General features: G+C 71.0%; 13 protein-coding genes. 6 read left to right on the top strand and 7 right to left on the bottom strand.

All coding sequences use genetic code 11. The features are described 5' to 3' along the window. The 5 genes from ACWCRB_RS12380 to ACWCRB_RS12360 form a co-directional block, all read left to right on the top strand. The coding region (locus tag ACWCRB_RS12380; protein WP_450995998.1) for a hypothetical protein at positions 1–2,175 on the top strand (2,175 nt) is incomplete at its 5' end. After that, positions 2,172–3,971, top strand: coding sequence for a vWA domain-containing protein (locus ACWCRB_RS12375; RefSeq protein ID WP_450995997.1), 1,800 nt, complete (start codon positions 2,172–2,174; stop codon positions 3,969–3,971). The genes ACWCRB_RS12380 and ACWCRB_RS12375, both read left to right, overlap by 4 nt. Positions 3,972–4,050: 79 nt before the next feature. Continuing rightward, on the top strand, positions 4,051–4,731 hold the full coding sequence (locus ACWCRB_RS12370) for a vWA domain-containing protein (RefSeq protein WP_450995999.1): 681 nt from the start codon (positions 4,051–4,053) through the stop codon (positions 4,729–4,731). A gap of 1 nt (position 4,732) precedes the next feature. Next, positions 4,733–5,839: a protein phosphatase 2C domain-containing protein gene (locus ACWCRB_RS12365; protein ID WP_450995996.1), complete on the top strand. Its 1,107-nt coding sequence runs from the start codon at positions 4,733–4,735 to the stop codon at positions 5,837–5,839. Next, complete coding sequence (locus tag ACWCRB_RS12360) at positions 5,836–7,566, top strand: hypothetical protein (protein WP_450995995.1); 1,731 nt, start codon at positions 5,836–5,838, stop codon at positions 7,564–7,566. The genes ACWCRB_RS12365 and ACWCRB_RS12360 overlap by 4 nt, the downstream gene beginning before the upstream one ends. 9 nt (positions 7,567–7,575) lie before the next feature. Here ACWCRB_RS12360 and ACWCRB_RS12355 read toward each other — a convergent pair whose 3' ends face one another. Next, positions 7,576–8,259 carry a Crp/Fnr family transcriptional regulator gene (locus ACWCRB_RS12355; RefSeq protein WP_450995994.1) on the bottom strand — a complete coding sequence of 228 codons (684 nt, stop codon included), beginning with the start codon at positions 8,257–8,259 and terminating at the stop codon, positions 7,576–7,578. A gap of 485 nt (positions 8,260–8,744) precedes the next feature. On the opposite strand from ACWCRB_RS12355, the gene ACWCRB_RS12350 reads away from it, so the two are divergent. Next, positions 8,745–9,191, top strand: a complete 447-nt coding sequence (locus ACWCRB_RS12350; RefSeq protein ID WP_450995993.1) for an endonuclease domain-containing protein — start codon at positions 8,745–8,747, stop codon at positions 9,189–9,191. 5 nt (positions 9,192–9,196) lie between these two features. Here the strand turns inward: ACWCRB_RS12350 and ACWCRB_RS12345 are convergent, their stop codons facing one another. The 6 genes from ACWCRB_RS12345 to glyA all read right to left on the bottom strand — a co-directional run bounded on the left by ACWCRB_RS12345 (position 9,197) and on the right by glyA (position 16,136). Next, on the bottom strand, positions 9,197–9,757 hold the full coding sequence (locus ACWCRB_RS12345; RefSeq protein WP_450995992.1) for a glycoside hydrolase family 25 protein: 561 nt from the start codon (positions 9,755–9,757) through the stop codon (positions 9,197–9,199). Positions 9,758–9,828: 71 nt separating this feature from the next. After that, positions 9,829–10,464, bottom strand: coding sequence for a sarcosine oxidase subunit gamma (locus ACWCRB_RS12340; RefSeq protein WP_450995991.1), 636 nt, complete (start codon positions 10,462–10,464; stop codon positions 9,829–9,831). After that, on the bottom strand, positions 10,457–13,309 hold the full coding sequence (locus ACWCRB_RS12335) for a sarcosine oxidase subunit alpha family protein (RefSeq protein WP_450995990.1): 2,853 nt from the start codon (positions 13,307–13,309) through the stop codon (positions 10,457–10,459). The genes ACWCRB_RS12340 and ACWCRB_RS12335 overlap by 8 nt, the downstream gene beginning before the upstream one ends. Further along, entirely contained in the window at positions 13,306–13,587 is a 282-nt protein-coding gene (locus tag ACWCRB_RS12330; protein WP_369032459.1) for a sarcosine oxidase subunit delta, read from the bottom strand. Before ACWCRB_RS12330 ends, ACWCRB_RS12335 begins: the two co-directional genes overlap by 4 nt. A gap of 12 nt (positions 13,588–13,599) precedes the next feature. After that, positions 13,600–14,820 (bottom strand): sarcosine oxidase subunit beta family protein, encoded by a 1,221-nt coding sequence (locus ACWCRB_RS12325; protein ID WP_450995989.1) that lies wholly within the window; start codon positions 14,818–14,820, stop codon positions 13,600–13,602. Then, the gene (glyA, locus tag ACWCRB_RS12320; RefSeq protein ID WP_450995988.1) at positions 14,817–16,136 is read right to left on the bottom strand and encodes a serine hydroxymethyltransferase; all 1,320 of its coding nucleotides are present in this window, start codon (positions 16,134–16,136) and stop codon (positions 14,817–14,819) included. The genes ACWCRB_RS12325 and glyA overlap by 4 nt, the downstream gene beginning before the upstream one ends. Between the last annotated feature and the right edge of the window lie 70 nt (positions 16,137–16,206).

Below are 16,206 nucleotides of genomic sequence, written 5' to 3'. Positions count from 1 at the left end.
GACGGACAGGGCGGTGCGCCGGGCGGCGACGGCGGGGCCCAGCCGGGGGAGGCGGGCGGTGGCGTCGACAACGTCGGTGCCGGGACCCGGGCCAAAGGGGCCACCAACCGCACCGGGCAGGGCAGTCTGCGCGCCGGGACACTGCGCGAGGCCTGGACACACATCGGCGGCGACCGGGTCCACGGCGACAAGATCGTCGTCCAGGTGGCGGCCGGTGAACGGGACGTCGTCATGCGGGCCCTGTCCGCGACGACCGTCGAGACCGTCCGGCACGCCTTCCGGGCGCCGCCCCGCTGGGACGACGTACTGGCCGACGCCTGGCAGCGGCGGTCGGTCGTGCTGCGGGGGCCCGGCGGGGCGGGCAAGACCGCGGCCGGGGTGCGGCTGCTGATCGCGGCACAGGTGAAGACCTGGTTCCTGCTGGACTCCGTCGCCGAGCTGAGCCGGCTCACCGATCTGAGGCAACTCGGCAGCGGGGCGGGCCTGTTGCTGGACCGGCCGCCCGACCTCGACGAACTGAGCGGCACTCTCCTCCAGGGCCTGGAGGAACTGCTGCGCCGCGCGGACGCCCGGCTCGTCCTGATCGCCGGACCCGAGGCCGAACTCGGGCGCGGGGCCGCCGAGTACGTACGGCGCATCGACCGCCCCGACGCGCTGGAGACCGTACTGGAGGCCCATCTCGCCCATCTGCTCGGCGAGTCGGAGGCCGAGCGCGCACTCGCCGCCGCCGGGGTCGGGGACCTCGCCCGTGAACTCCTCGACGACAGCACCGCCTGCCGGGACGCGGCCCGCCTCGCCGAGGTGCTGGCCCACGAGCACAAGGCCGGAACGATCGACACCGACCGGGTGCGCACCCGGATGGACCGGGCCGGCGGTGAGACGCCCGAGGAGTGGTTCGAGGGGCTCGGCGACACCGTGCTGCGCACCCAGGCCGCCGCCCTCGCCGTCCTCGGCGGACTGCCCCAGGAGGACGTCGCCCTCGCCGCGACCCTGCTCCTGGAGTGGTTCCGCAGCGAACGCGGGATCCTCACCCCCAGCGTCGAGCACGGGCCCGTACCGCTGCGGCACGACCCGTTCGCGCAGTCCCGGCGGCTGCTCGCCGAGAAGCTGCGCGCCCGGACCGTGGGCAGCGTGATCCGGGGGGACTTCGGGTGGCTGCCGTGCACGGTCGCCGAGTACCGCGACCCCGCCTACCCGCCCCGGATCATCCGGCACGTCTGGTCCGAGTACCGCATCCAGCGCGAACTCATCGGCTGGCTCGCCGAGTTGGTCGACTCGCCCACCCAGCAGGTGCGCAGCTTCGCAGGGACCGCCCTCGGGCTGATCGCCACCGAGGCCTTCGAGTACATCGCCAACCAGGTCTTCGCAGGTTGGGCCCTGGACGAGGACAACGGCTGGCAGCGCCGCGAGGCCATCGGGTACGCCCTGCGGGTCTGCGCCCGGGACCCGGCCCTGCGCGGCGGCGTCCGTACGCTCGTCGGCGGCTGGTACCTCAGCGGCATCTGGCAGTACCAGGCGGCGGCGGCCCGCGCCTACGGGCTCTGCCTGGGCGGCACCGACCTCACCGCCGCCGTCGCCGCGCTCACCCGGCTCGGCACCGTCGACAACATCCAGGTGGCCATCGCCATCGGCGACAGCTTCGCCGACCTGCTGGAGGAGGACCTCGCCGCACACGCGCTCGTCGTGCTGCGCGCCGTCGCCGAGATGGCACACACCGCGGAGAGCCGCGCCTGCGGACACCTCGTCTTCCTGATCCTCGCCGACACCCTGGTCTCCGAGGAACCCGCCGCCCCCGGCGTCGCCCCGCGCAGCTGCCCCACCCTGCTGCGGCTCGCCGCGACGGACGCGCCCGGCGGTGAACTGCGGCGGCTGCTCGGCTACTTGTGGGCCGAGGTCGTCGGCGGCGAACTCTTCGGCGAGGAGGCCGAGAACGTCCTCCAGAAGTGGGCCGCCCAGGCCGAGACCGATCCCCTCCTCCTCGACGACCTGGTCCGCGTCCTCGTCGACGACGTCGCCGCGCGCAGTCCCCGCGCCGGCCGGATCCTCCAGCGCCATGTCGCGCACTGGAACGAACGCGACTGCTTCCGTCCCCTGCCCCGCTCCGCGGCCGTCCTCGGCAGCGCCCTGCGACTGAGACCGCCCGCTCCGCCCGATCGGCCAGGAGGTGCCCGGTGACCCAGCCGGTGTCCTTGATCGTCAACCAGTCGCCCGTGCCGCGCTTCGCCGTCGGCCCCACCAAGGCGCGCGAACCCCATCTCGCCGTCGTCTACGCCACCGCCTCCGGCGAGGTGGTCTGCTTCGACGGCCGTCCCCTCGGCCCCGGCCAACAGGTCTTCTCCAAGTACCGCACGCGGTACGAGGTCGACATGCGCCCCCAGCACCGCAGCGCGGTCCTGCGCAACAACCCCCTGGTCTCCCGGGACGGCGTCCACGCCTTCGAGGTCAACATCTCCTTCACCTTCCGCGTCGACGGCTGGAAGGGCGCCGAGGAATTCGTCCGCGCGGGCCTCACCGACCCGCTGCCCCTCGTCCACGGCCATCTGGTCAGCCTGTTCCACGGCGCCGGACAGCTCTTCTCCATCGAGGACTCCTTCGGCCTCCAACGCCATCTGAACCAGCTCTGCGCCACCCCGGCCAACCTGCCCCAGGGGCTGCTCGTCGACGGCTGCCGGGCCTCCGTACGCCCCGACACCAAGGCGCTGGCGTTCCTGGAGTCGCTGATCGACGCCGACTGGAAGGAACGCCGCGACTCCGCCGAACACGTGCCCGCGGTCGGCGGCGCCCACCGGGGCGGCCAGCTCGACGCCATCAAACAGGGGTACGAGATCGAGTCGACGAAGCGACAGGCCGACTCCTTCGCCGGGATGCTCACCAACAGCGAGGGCCTCATCCGGCACTACCTGGTCACCCACCCCGGCGACGCCGCCGGCGCCTTCGAGATGAGCCGCCAGCTGGAGGCCGCCCGCATGGCCACCGCCGAACTCCAGAACCAGCGCGCGCTGGGCCTGTTCACGGTGATGGCCGAGAAGGGCCTCATCGTCGCCGGCGACCTCGACCTGCTGCGCCAACAGCTCACCGGCCAGGTGGGGTTGGCCACCGGCGGCCACGTCCCCCTCTCGGCCACGGCGACGCCGGCGCTCCCGGGCGCGCGTCCGTGGGACGCCCCGGCCGCCCAGCTCACGGTGGCGCCCGCTCCCGCTCAGCAGCAGCCGGCCCAGGGGCAGGCACCGGCACCGGTGTACGAGCCCACGCTCGTGGTGCCGGTCCAGTCGGACGCGGCTCCCGCGTCGGCCCCCGCCCCTGCCGCCTTCTCCGGCGCCGCGCTCATCTATCTCGTCCTCGACGAATCCCTCGACCGGGGCTGCCTCGACGAACTCAACCGGGGCCTGGCCTCGCTGCACTCCGCGCTCTCCGGCGCCCCGGCCGTCTCCGCCGCGCTGCGGCTGTGCGTCCTGGGCATGGCCGCCGCCACGGAAGTGCGGCTGCCCCTGGACACGGTGCTGCCCAGCACCCGCACCCCGATCCTCACCGGCCGCCCCGGACGGTCGTACACCCACGCCTTCCGCACCCTCCAGGCGCTGCTGCGGCAGGACGTCGCCCTGGTGAAGACGCAGCGTACGCAGGTGCTGCGGCCGATCGTCCTCCTCCTCACCGGCGGTGTCCCCGACGAGGGCCCGGGCTGGCGGGCCGCGTACGCCGAACTGGTCGACCAGGGCGGCAACTCGATCGCCCCGCACCTGATCGCCCTCGGCCTGGGCGGCGCGGAGGCCTCGGCGGTACGGACCCTGGCGACCCGCCCCGAGTTCGGCTTCAGGGCGGCCCCGCACCAGGACGCGGCCTCGGCGGCGCACAGCGTCGCCGCCTTCCTGCGGGACACGATCGTCGGCTACGGGCAGCGACTCGGCGCGGGCGACCCGCAGTTCACGCTCACGGCACCGGACGGGTTCCGCGCGGCGGAGGACGCGCTGTGACGACGGCGGCGAAGGCGGCGGAGCCGACGAGAACGGTTCACGATCGGACACGTACAGGTAAGGACGACGACAAGTGACGATGATCGAAAGCAACCGGGGACACCTGCTTCCCGTCTACGTCCTCGCCGACGAGTCGGGCTCGATGTACGACCACATCGACGACCTGAACGACGGCCTGAGGTCCCTGCACCAGGCGTTGCTCGGCGAGCCGATGGCCGCCGCCAAGGTGCGCTTCTCCGTGCTCGGCTTCTCGGACGACGTGATCGAGCGGGTCCATCTCGTCGACCTGCGCGGCGCGGGCGAGTTCCCGCGCCTGGCCACCCGCAACATGACGAGCTACGCCACCGCGTTCGAGGACCTGATCACCCGTATCCCCGGGGACATCCAGGGCCTCAAGGCCGAGGGGTACCAGGTGCACCGGCCCGCCGTGTTCTTCTTCAGCGACGGGCTGCCCAACAGAGGCGAGGACTGGCGGGACGCCCACCGACGGCTCACCGACCGCCAGTTGACGCTGGGCGCGCCCAACATCATCGCCTGCGGCATCGTGGACGCCGACGCCGAGATCATCAACGAGGTCGCCACCCAGCCGGAGTTCGGGTTCATCGTGAACAAGGGCGTCGACGTCGGCGACGCCATCGCCAAGTTCTGCACCGCCCTCACCCGGAGCATCATCGCCTCGGGCCGTTCGCTCGGCTCGGCCAATCCGCAGCTCACCGTCGACAAGCCGGAAGGCTTCACCGTCGCGATCGATGTGATCTGACGTGGCCCTGTTCAGCAAACGGCAGAGCGAGCCACCGCCGGAGGTGGAGACACCGCCCGTACCCCCGCCCGGCCCGACCCCCGAGTTGCCGGTGCGACGGGCAGCCCCGGAGAAGGACCGGAGCGCGGACTGGAGTTCGGACGGCACGGACGGTTCATACCGCACGGACGGCACGGACGGCACGGACGGCACGGAGGACAAGGCGGTCACGGCCGTCCCCGCCGACCGCTGGCAGCCGATCGCCGTGGGGGCGCCGGTCCCGCGGTTCGAGACCGTGCCGCCGCGCGGGCTGTCGTACCGCCCGGACACCGTCTGCGACGGCTGGCAGACCGGGGTCGTGGCCCTGCGGCTGGCCTCCGTACGCGGCTACCAGCACCGTTACGAGGGACGGCCCCGTGAGGACGACGCGGCGGCGGCCTGGGACCAGGAGACCGGGACCGTGGTGTTCGCCGTCGCCGACGGGGTCTCCAGCGCGCGCCAGCCGCACATCGGCTCCCAACTGGCCTGCCGCAGCGCCGTGGACGAGATGCTCGCCCAGGTCCGGGGCGAGGGCGGCGGCTTCGTCGCCGACTGGGAGAAACTGCTGTCCACCGTCCACTGGCAGCTCGTCGAACAGGCCCGCCGCATCCTGCGCCGCCCGGACGCGGGCGCCGAGGAGACGGCCGGACTGCTCGCCACCACCCTGGTCGCCGGGACGGCGACACCCACCGAACAGGGCGTCTTCGTCCATCTGATCTCGATCGGCGACTCGGGCGCCTGGCAGATCAAGCACGACCGTTTCTATCCGCTGGCGGGCGGCAAGGGAGCCGGCACGGACGGGCTGTACTCCTCGACGGTGGAGCCGCTGCCCTACGTACCGGGAGTGATCCGCCCGCTCTCCTTCGCCCTGGAACCGGGCACGGTCCTGCTCGTCGGCACGGACGGCTTCGGCGATCCGCTGGGCGACGGTACGGGGGCGGTGGCCCGGCACTTCTACTACGGACTGCGGGAGCCCGTACCGCCGTTGGGCTTCGCCCATCTGCTCGACTTCTCCCGCGAGACCTACGACGACGACCGCACGCTGATCGCCCTGTGGCCGTGGCACGACGCACCAGGAGGCCCGAGTTGACCACGACGACGATCTCCTGGGTGGGGCGGGACAGGCTCGGCGACCTCACGGCACACCGGCTGGGCGACGGCGGACAAGGCGTCGTGTACGCGGTGCCTGACCCGCCTGGGCGGTTCGCCGGGGAGTACCTCGCGTACAAGGAGTACCTGCCGACGGTGTCCAGCGATGCCGAGGTGCTCTACGAACTGGTCTGCTTCTTCGACGAGTTGCGCCGGACCGACCGCTACGACCACTCCTTCCTCGACAAACGGCTGACCTGGCCGATCGCGCTCGTCTACACCGGGACCCGGCCGACGCAGCCGTCGCCGCGCGCCAATCCCGGGACGACGGTGACCGGGTTCCTGATGCAGCGGATCACCGAGGAGTTCGAACTCGACAGCGCCCGGCTGGGCAAGGTGAAGCCGCAGGGCATGGAGTTCCTGCTCAACGACGACGGCTTCACCGGCTCGCTCGGGCTGCACGTCGACGACGGGCGCCGGCTGCGGCTGCTCATCGATCTGGCGGCGACCCTCAACCGGCTGCACCGGCACCGGGTGGCCGTGGGCGACCTCTCGCCGAAGAACGTCCTGTTCATGCTGGACCCCTCGCCCAAGTGCCTGCTGATCGACTGCGACTCGATGCGGCTGGCCGGGAAGGACGTACTGCCCCAGGTGGAGACGGACGACTGGGCGGTCCCGGAGGCGACGAAGGCGACGCCGGCCTCGGACACGTACAAGTTCGGACTGATCGCCACCAGGCTCTTCAACCGGCACCAGACGAGCACCGACCTCAGCGGGCTGCGGACGGTGTCCTCCGGTCTGGCGAACCTCGCCGAACAGAGCAGGTCCTCCGACCCGGGCGCACGCCCGCCGATGGAGGAGTGGCTGCGGGCGCTGGAGCAGGCCCGCGCCCACCGGAAGAAGCCGCCACCGCCCCCGCCGACACAGCGACACAGGCCGCCGGTCACTCCTCCTCAGCAGCAGCCGGTGACACGGCCGAACACCGGGTTCCAGTTCCCGCAACCGGCCCCTCAGCAGCACAATCAGCCCACACAGCCGACGCCGTACACGCCCTACACACCGCCCCACCGGGCCCCGCAGCGAACCCCCGGCCCCTCCTACCCGGGCCTGTCGGCGGCCGCCCGTGCGATCGGCGTGGTCGTGGTCCTGTTGATCATCGCGGGGGTGGGACTGGCCGCCGCGCGGTACATCCCGGCGCTCAACGACGCGCCCTCCGACGAGTCCTCGTCCGGCTCGTCGGACGCGAGCGTCAAGTCGGACACCGGCCTCACCGACCCGCCCGAGACCGTGGCGGAACCGGTCGCCGAGGCCCCCGGAGCGAGCGTCGACTTCTCGCAGGTCGCCGACGATCCGAAGGCGCAGGAGGTGGCGACGATGTTCGCCCACTTCTACGGGGCGATCAACAACCGCGACTACGACAAGGCGATGCGCCGCTACGACCCCCACTCCAAGGTGGTGAACATCGACTCGGCCAAGAGCAGGGAGGGCTGGACGCGGCAGATGAGCACGACGAAGGAGTCCGACATCGCGCTGACCGGACTGTCGAGCGACGGCACGTACACCCTCGCCACGATGAGCTTCCGCAGCACCCAGGACCCTGGCTACGGCCCCGCCAGCAGCCCCGACGACACGTGCGACGACTGGACGATCACCTACCAGTTGACCCACACGAAGGGCTACCGCATCGTCAAGGCACCGAAGGAGGGGGTGAGTCACACGTCCTGCTGAGGGGAGGGTTCACCCTCCGAACGCCTGCCCCTTCAACTGGTCGACGGACCGGATCAGCAGAGACTGACGCCCCGTCACTATCCAGCCCTGGCCCCGCCATTGCTCCAGCACCCGGCTCACCGTACGGCGTGAGCTGAGCACCAGCCCCGCCAGGTCGTCCTGGGAGAGCGGCAGGGTGATGCGTACGCCGGTGCCGTCCGGGTCGGGGTACCCGCAGCGTTCGGCCAGGTCGAGGAGGAGGGCGGCGAGACGCACCGGGACCGGTTCGGTGATGCCGGTGCGCTGGACGTCCGCCTCGCGCAGCCGCCCGGACAGCGTCTGCTCCAGTGCCGCCGACACTCCGGCACTGGTCCGGGCCAGCGCCTGGAAACGGGCGGCCGGCAGCTGCAGCAGGTCGACCGTCGTCGCCGTGAGCAGCGAGGCTGAGCGGCGTCTGCGCTCCAACCCCGCCTGTTCACCGAGGAGTTCACCGGGACCGCGCAGGGCGAGCAGGGCGCGGTAGCCGGCGTGGGACTGGGCGACGACCTTGACCCAGCCGCGCAGCAGCACGACCAGATGATCGGAGTCCTCGCCCTGCGCCAGGAACTGCTCGTCGGCGGGCAGCGACACCCGGCTCGCCACCCGCAGCAACGCGTCCCGCTCCGCGGGCGCCAGCGCCTCCCAGAAGGTGGCCGCACGGCGGCTGCCGTTCACGATGTGCCCGTCTCGGCCATGGGACGCCCCCCGGTCCAGGTGTGCGGCGGCTGTGCCGAGGATCAGTTTGGCACCGAGGCGCCTCCGGCGGACCCGACCGTCCGACCCGTGTGACGTTCGTTCTGTTGACTCGTTGATCGGATGATGTGCCCTGTCGTGGGTTCTGGGCGGGTTGAAGAGGGGGCTGAGTGAGAACGTGCAAGGCCGATGGGGACGGGTGGGCCTGCGATCGGTCCAACGATCAGTACCCATTGACGAAGGGGCTGTGCAAGACCCATTACATGCAGTTCCGCCGGGCGAAGGCTCTGACGCCCATCAACTGCGGTCGCGGTGCGAGTCGGAGCGGCATTCGGCTGTGCCAGTTCGACGGATGCACGCGAGCGGTGTCCGCCAGAGGGCTCTGTACCGGTCACTCTCAGCAGAGAAGCAAGGGACGAGACCTGTCTCCCATTCGGAAGAAGCGAGACAACGGAGCGGTGAAGGCCATGGCTGCCAGGGGCGTTGTCGAATGCCTCGGATGCGGCGAGAACAAGCCGATGTCGGAGTACTCGATCCTCGATGCGTCGGGCATGCCCCGGCCGTACTGCAAGCCCTGCAACGCCGAGCGGGTACGTCTGTCCCACTACAACGTCACGAGCGAGTTCATCGATCTGCTCCTGCTCCGACAGCAGGGAAAATGTGCTGTCTGCCGCGGGTTCCCTCCAGAAGGCAAGACCCTGCACATCGACCATGACCACGGATGCTGCCCGGGCCGGCGAAGCTGTGGAAGGTGCGTTCGTGCGCTCGTCTGTGCCAACTGCAATGTGTACGGCCTTGCTTGGTACGAGAGTCTCCCCGGTGAACTGCGGACCTTCGGCAGGCTGAACGAATATCTCGCGCATCCGCCCGCGATGCGGCTGCGGGCGGAACTCGACGTCCTGGCAGTCGGGTAGTGCGATCAGCCGAGGTCGGCCCACTTCTGTAGTGCCGCCTTGGTGGTGAAGTCCGCCACGTTCGTGTCGACGGGGTCGTCGGTGTACTGGTGGAACAGCCAGTCGGCCTTGATGCGCGGCTGGCCCGCCGTCACGTAGTCGGCGATCCACAGGCCGTCACCCGCGTACGACGTGGTGTCGATGGTCAACCAGTAGTTCCGGTTCGTGTAGAGGACGACCCGGTTGTTCGGCCGAAGTTCCTTCACCTTGCGGATGAAAGTGTCCTTCTCCGCGTTCGACGCGTGGGTGCCGTCGCCCGTGGTTTCCCAGTCGACGGCGAGGATGTCGCGGTTCCCCCGCTCCGGGGCCTGGCTGACGAAGTACTCGGCCTGGGCGGTCAGGTTGCCGGGCCAGAGGAAGTGGTAGAAGCCGACCACGCAGCCGCCGTCGCGGGCCCGCTTCGTCTGGGCCGTCAGCTTGGGGTTGACGTACGAACGGCCCTCCGTCGCCTTGATGAAGACGAAGGAGAGGCCGTCCGTGTCGTAGGTGTCGGACTGGTACGCGCTCACGTCGATGCCGCGCAGCATGCGGTGCTCCCTGAAGTACGGGTGGGGGGACAGGAGTTGAAGTACCCCAACCTTTGCACAAGTGACACCTGCTACGGCATCTCCGGGGCGCGGTACTCGCTCATCGCGTCGATGAGCCAGCGGGCCAGGTAGTCGGCGAAGGAGGCGCGGGGGAGGAGGCGGTACGTCGGTGTGTCGTCGGTCTGCCAGAGCAGTACCGCGATCGGTCCTACCGTGGTGGACACTGCTTGGCCGGGGGCGAAGGCCCGGGGGTGGAGGTCCAGGGGGCAGCCCTTCTCCAGGAGTTGTCGGGCTGACGGCCCGCTCAGTTCCAGCGTGGTGCGGTTCGCCGAGACGTCCACCACCGAACCCGGAGATCCGTCGAGTGCGTTCCGCAACTCGGCGGTCACGGCCGTCTCTTCGGCCTGCGAGAGGACGAGCCATTCGTCGGGGCCGAGCCACACGATCGTGTGGGGGGCGGATGCCGTGGTCTCGCCGCACTGTTGGGGGAGCGGTGTCCCCAGGGTCTTTCCGATGCGGTCGGCCGCCTCGGAGCCCGCGGTCACGCGTACGTTCACCATCGTCGTGAACGGCCGCTCGGTCAGCGCGACGCCCCGGGCGCCGGTGACCGTGGCCGCGCGCATCCGCTCCTCCAGATGTGCCAGGGGGCTGGTGCGCAGGGCCACCGGGCCTGAGCCCGCGCCCGCGTCGATCGTCGGCTCAGCCATCGCGCCGGGTCCCTTCGGGGTCGTAGAGGACGAAGTCGGCCACCTCGACGTGCACCAGCTCCTCGCCCACCGGCGCGAGCAGGGTCTCGCCGATCCTGGCCCGGCCGTCGGCGACGAGGGCGAGGGCGAAGGGGCGGCCGAGGGCCGGGCTGTGGTAGCTGGAGGTGACATGGCCGAGCATCGGCACCGGCCCGGCCTCGGGGGTCAACGGCACGTCAGGCGCCACGAGTTGGGTGCCTTCGGGAAGACGTGTCCGGCGGTCGGCCGGGAGCAGACCGACCAACTGCTTGCGGTCGGTGCGGGAGGTGTCGGCGCGGGAGTAGGACCGCTTGCCGATGAAGTCCTTCTGCTTCGACACCACCCAGGACATGCCCGCGTCCTGCGGAGTGACCGTGCCGTCGGTGTCCTGGCCGACGATGATGTAGCCCTTCTCGGCCCGCAGGACGTGCATGGTCTCGGTGCCGTACGGCGTGATGTCGTACGGTCGGCCGATCGCGTACACCTCCTCCCAGACCGCCAGGCCGTACCACGCGGAGACGTTGATCTCGTAGGCGAGTTCGCCGGAGAAGGAGATCCGGCAGATCCGGGCCGGGATGCCGGAAGCCAGGGTCGTCTCGCGGAACGCCATGAACGGGAACGCCTCGTTCGACAGGTCGACGTCCGGGGCGAGATGGGCGACGACCTCGCGCGACTGCGGGCCGACGACCGCGATCGTCGACCACTGCTCGGTCACCGAGGTGCAGTGGACGTCGAGTTCGGGCCACTCGGTCTGCAGCCACTCCTCCAGCCAGTCAAGGACGTTCGCGGCGCCGCCCGTCGTCGTGGTCATGAAGTAGCGGTTGTCGTCGAGGCGGAGCGTGACACCGTCGTCGAAGATCATGCCGTCGGGCTTGCACATGACGCCGTAGCGGGCCAGGCCGGGCTTGAGTTTCTTGAAGGCGTTGGTGTAGACGCGGTTGAGGAACTCGCCCGCGTCCGCGCCCCAGATCTCGATCTTGCCGAGGGTGGAGGCGTCCATGAACGCCACGCCCTCACGCGCCGCCCGGCACTCACGCGCCACGGCCGTGTCCATGTCCTCGCCGGGCCGGGGGTAGTACCGGGGCCGCTTCCACTGCCCGACATCCTCGAACTCCGCGCCCTGCGCAACGTGCCAGCTGTGGACGGACGTTGTGCGTTCGGGGTCGAACAGCTCGCCACGCTCACGACCGGCCAGGGCGGCGAAGGCCACCGGTGTGTAGGGCGCCCGGTAGGCCGTCGTACCGATCTCTCCCAGCGAACCGCCGAGCGCCTCGGCGATCACCCCGATCGCGTTGACGCCGGACGTCTTGCCCTGGTCGTTCGCCGTGCCGAGCGAGGTGTAGCGCTTGACGTGCTCGACACCGCGCATACCCGCGCCGGTCGAACGCCAGACATCGGCGACCGTGACATCGCGTTGCAGGTCGACCAGGTGCGTGTCCCAGCCGCCGGGCTCGCCCTCGGGGGCGGGCACCAGCCACAGGGCGCGCACCTCGGGGCGTACCTCCTCGTACGACACTGTGGGCACCGGCACCGGGAACCCGGCGTCCGTCGCGGCCTGCGCACCGGCCCGTGCCCCTTCGGCCCGACAGCCGTCGAGGCCGTACGTCCCACGGGCCGCACCCACGACCTGCTGGTCCCGCACGCTGCCGTCGGGGACGAAGGCCACCAGGTCCTCGTCCCAGCGGAGTCGGCCCTGGCGCTGGCTGTGCAGATGCACCACCGGGCTCCAGCCGCCCGAGACGGCGAGCAGGTCGCAGTCGAACGACTCGGCGGCGCCTGTGAGTTGACCGTCCGCGTCTAGCGCCTGGACGGTGACGCCGGTCAGCCGCCCTTCGCCCGCCGTGTCGACCACGGCGCTTCCCGTCAGCACCCGCACCCCGGTCGCCCCCGCCAACTGGGCGGCCCGGTCGGACAGTTCGGTGCGTGCGTCCACTACGGCGGCGATGTCGACTCCGGCCGCGTGCAGATCCGCGACGGCGTCATAGGCGCGGTCGTTGGTCGTGCTCACCACGGCCCGCGAACCCGGGGCCACGGCATACCGGTTGAGGTACGTGCGCACGGCGCCGGCGAGCATCACACCGGGGCGGTCGTTGCCCGCGAAGACCAGCGGACGCTCGTGCGCGCCGGTCGCCAGCACCACCTGACGGGCCCGGATGTGCCACAGCCGCTGCCGGGAGACACCCTCCAGGGTTCCGAGGTGGTCGGTGCGCCGCTGGAGGGCGAGCACGTAGTTGTCGTCGTACGACCCGAAGGCCGTGGTGCGCTGCAGGACCACGGCCTCGGGGGCCGCGTCGAGCGCCGCGCGGACCTCGGCGGCCCACTCGGCGTCCGCCGGCGTACCGGACAGCAGCGAACCGCCCGCCTCCGGCTGGTCGTCGACCAGGATCACCCGGGCACCGGAACCGGCAGCGGCGGCGGCCGCCGCGAGCCCGGCCGGGCCGGCGCCGACGACCAGGACGTCGGTGTGGACGTACTTCTTGTCGTAGACGGCCGGGTCCGTGCCCGGGTCGAGCCGGCCAAGCCCGGACAGCGTCGTGGCGGACAGTCCGTCGTACAGCTCCACGGCCGTCGCCGGCAGCATGCCCTCCGAGTACGAACCGTCGATCTGCAACAGGGCGTTGGGCTCCTCGACACCCGCCGAGACGATGCCGCGCGGGCGGCCCCGGTAGATCGAGGGAGCGACCTCGACGAGCCCGTTCGCCAGCATCGCCGAGGCGACCGTGTCGCCGGGGTGGCCGGTCAACTCCCGTCCGTCGACGGTGAATCGCAGCACGGTGTCGCGGTCGACGCGGCCGCCCTGCCGGAGCCGGAAGTGCTGGTCGGTCATCGGGTCCCTCCCGGTCGGGGCTCGTCGAGCCGGTAGGAGGCGAGCACCTCGTAACTGACGGTGTCGCGCAGGACGTTGAACCAGCGGCGGCAGCCGACGCTGTGCATCCACCGTTCGGCGAAGGGGCCCTTGGGGTTGTCGCGGTAGAAGACGTACTCGGCCCACTGCTCGTCGGTGAGGTCGGCGGGGGTCTCGGGGTGGGGGACATGGGCCTGTCCGCCGTAGTGGTACTCGGTCTCGTCACGCGGACCGCACCAAGGGCAGCTGATCAGCAGCACGGTGTCCTTCTCTCAGTGGGCCACGGCCGCGGCGCCGTGCTCGTCGATCAACGCGCCCGTCGTGAAGCGTTCGAGGGCGAAGGGGGCGTTCAGCGGATGCGGTTCGCCGGTGGCGATGGTGTGCGCGAAGGTCCAGCCGGCGGCCGGGGTCGCCTTGAAACCGCCCGTTCCCCAGCCGCAGTTGACGTACAGGTTCTCGACCGGGGTGGTGCCGATGATCGGCGAGGCGTCCGGCGTGACGTCGACGATGCCGCCCCAGGTCCGCAGGACGTGCGCGCGGGCGAAGACGGGGAACAGTTCGACGGCGGCGGCCATCTGCTGCTCGATGACGTGGAACGAGCCGCGCTGGCCGTAGCCGGTGTACGAGTCCACGCCCGCGCCCATCACCAACTCGCCCTTGTGCGCTTGCGAGACGTACACGTGCACGTGGTTCGACATGACGACCGTCGGATGCACCGGCTCGTGCAGCTCGGAGACCAGGGCCTGGAGCGGATGCGACTGCACCGGCAGCCGTACGCCCGCCCGCTGGGCCAGCACACCGCTGTGCCCGGCCGCCGCGAGGCCGACGCGGCCCGCGTGGATGCGGCCCCGGTTGGTCTCGACGCCCACGACCCGGTCGCCGTCCTTGAGGAACCCGGTGACCTCGCAGCCCTGGATCAGGTCCACGCCCAGCTCGTCGGCGCGGCGGGCCAGCGCCCAGGCGACGTGGTCGTGCTTGGCGATGCCCGCGCGCGGCTGGAAGGTGCCGCCGAGCACCGGATACCGGGTGCGGGACGAGACGTTGAGGATGGGGCAGACCTTGGCGATCTCGTCCGGTTGGAGCCACTCGGCGTCGACCCCGTTGAAACGGTTGGCGTTGACGCGGCGCATGCCCTCGCGGACGTCCTGGAGGGTGTGCGCGAGGTTGAGGACACCGCGCTGGCTGAACAGGAAGTCGTAGTCCAGCTCCTCCGGGAGCAGCTCCCACAGCTTCAGCGCGTACTCGTAGATCGCCGCGCTCTCGTCCCACAGGTAGTTCGAGCGGATGATCGTCGTGTTGCGGGCCATGTTGCCGCCCGCCAGCCAGCCCTTCTCCAGGACGGCCACGTTCGTGATGCCGTGGTTCTTGGCCAGGTAATAGGCGGTGGCCAGGCCGTGGCCGCCCGCGCCGACGATGACGACGTCGTACGAGGAGCGCGGCTCCGGGTTGCGCCAGAGCCAGTCCGGGTGCTCCGGCAGGGTGTCGGCGGTCATGCCACAGCTCCGTCGAGATGGGGGTACAGGGGGAACGCGTCGGCGAGCTTTCCGACCCGGTCGCGCAGGAGGCCCGCGTGCTCGTCGCCGAGCCGCTCCTCCTTCAGCGCCTGGGCGATGATGTCGGCGACCTCCCGGAACTCGGTCTCGCCGAAGCCCCGGGTGGCCAGGGCGGGCGTACCGATCCGCAGGCCCGACGACACCATCGGCGGGCGCGGGTCGAACGGCACCGCGTTGCGGTTGACGGTGATGCCGACGCGGTGCAGCCGGTCCTCGGCCTGCTTGCCGTCGAGGGCGGAGTTCCGCAGATCGACGAGGACCAGATGGACCTCGGTGCCGCCGGTCAGCACGGTGATCCCGGCCTCGGCGACGTCGTCGGCCAGCAGCCGCCCGGCGAGGATGCGGGCGCCGTCCAGGGTGCGCCGCTGCCGGTCCTTGAACTCCTCGCCGGCCGCCACCTTGAAGGCGACCGCCTTCGCCGCGATGACGTGCTCCAGCGGTCCGCCCTGCTGACCGGGGAACACCGCCGAGTTGATCTTCTTGGCCAGGCCGGCCCGGCTGAGGATCACGCCGCCGCGCGGACCGCCCAGGGTCTTGTGCGTGGTGGTCGTGACGACATCGGCGTACGGCACCGGGTTCGGGTGCAGGCCCGCGGCCACCAGACCGGCGAAGTGCGCCATGTCCACCAGCAGATACGCGCCCACCGCGTCGGCGATCCGCCGGAACTCCGCGAAGTCCAGCCGCCGGGGGTACGCCGACCAGCCGGCGACGATCATCTTCGGCCGGTGCGCCAGCGCCAGCTGCTCGACCTCGTCCATGTCGACGCGCATGTCGGACTCGCGTACGTGGTACGGCACGACGTCGTACAGCTTGCCGGAGTAGTTCAGCCGCATCCCGTGGGTGAGGTGGCCGCCGTGCGCCAGGTCGAGGCCGAGGATCGTGTCGCCCGGGTCGAGCAGCGCGAACATCGCGGCCGCGTTGGCCTGGGCGCCCGAGTGCGGCTGGACGTTGGCGGCCTCGGCGCCGAAGAGTTCCTTCACGCGGGCGATGGCCAGCTGCTCGATGACGTCGACGTGCTCGCAGCCGCCGTAGTAGCGGCGGCCCGGGTAGCCCTCGGCGTACTTGTTGGTGAGGACCGAGCCCTGGGCCTCCATGACAGCGGCCGGGGCGAAGTTCTCCGAGGCGATCATCTCCAGGGTGGACTGCTGACGGTGCAGCTCCGCGGCCACGGCGGTGGCGACCTCCGGGTCGAGCGTGCCGAGCGGGAGGGAGAGGGCGGAGGAGGTGGCTCTGGTGATCGACGGGTTCGTGGTCATCTGTGCACCGTCCTGAGGGTCAACTGATGAGCAACTGATATATCAGGCTTGGCGGTAAGGTATGGGAACT

The organism is Streptomyces sp. NPDC002156 (assembly GCF_053593675.1).
Note: the sequence above shows the minus strand (reverse complement) of the source record. Positions and strands in the feature narration are given on the sequence as shown.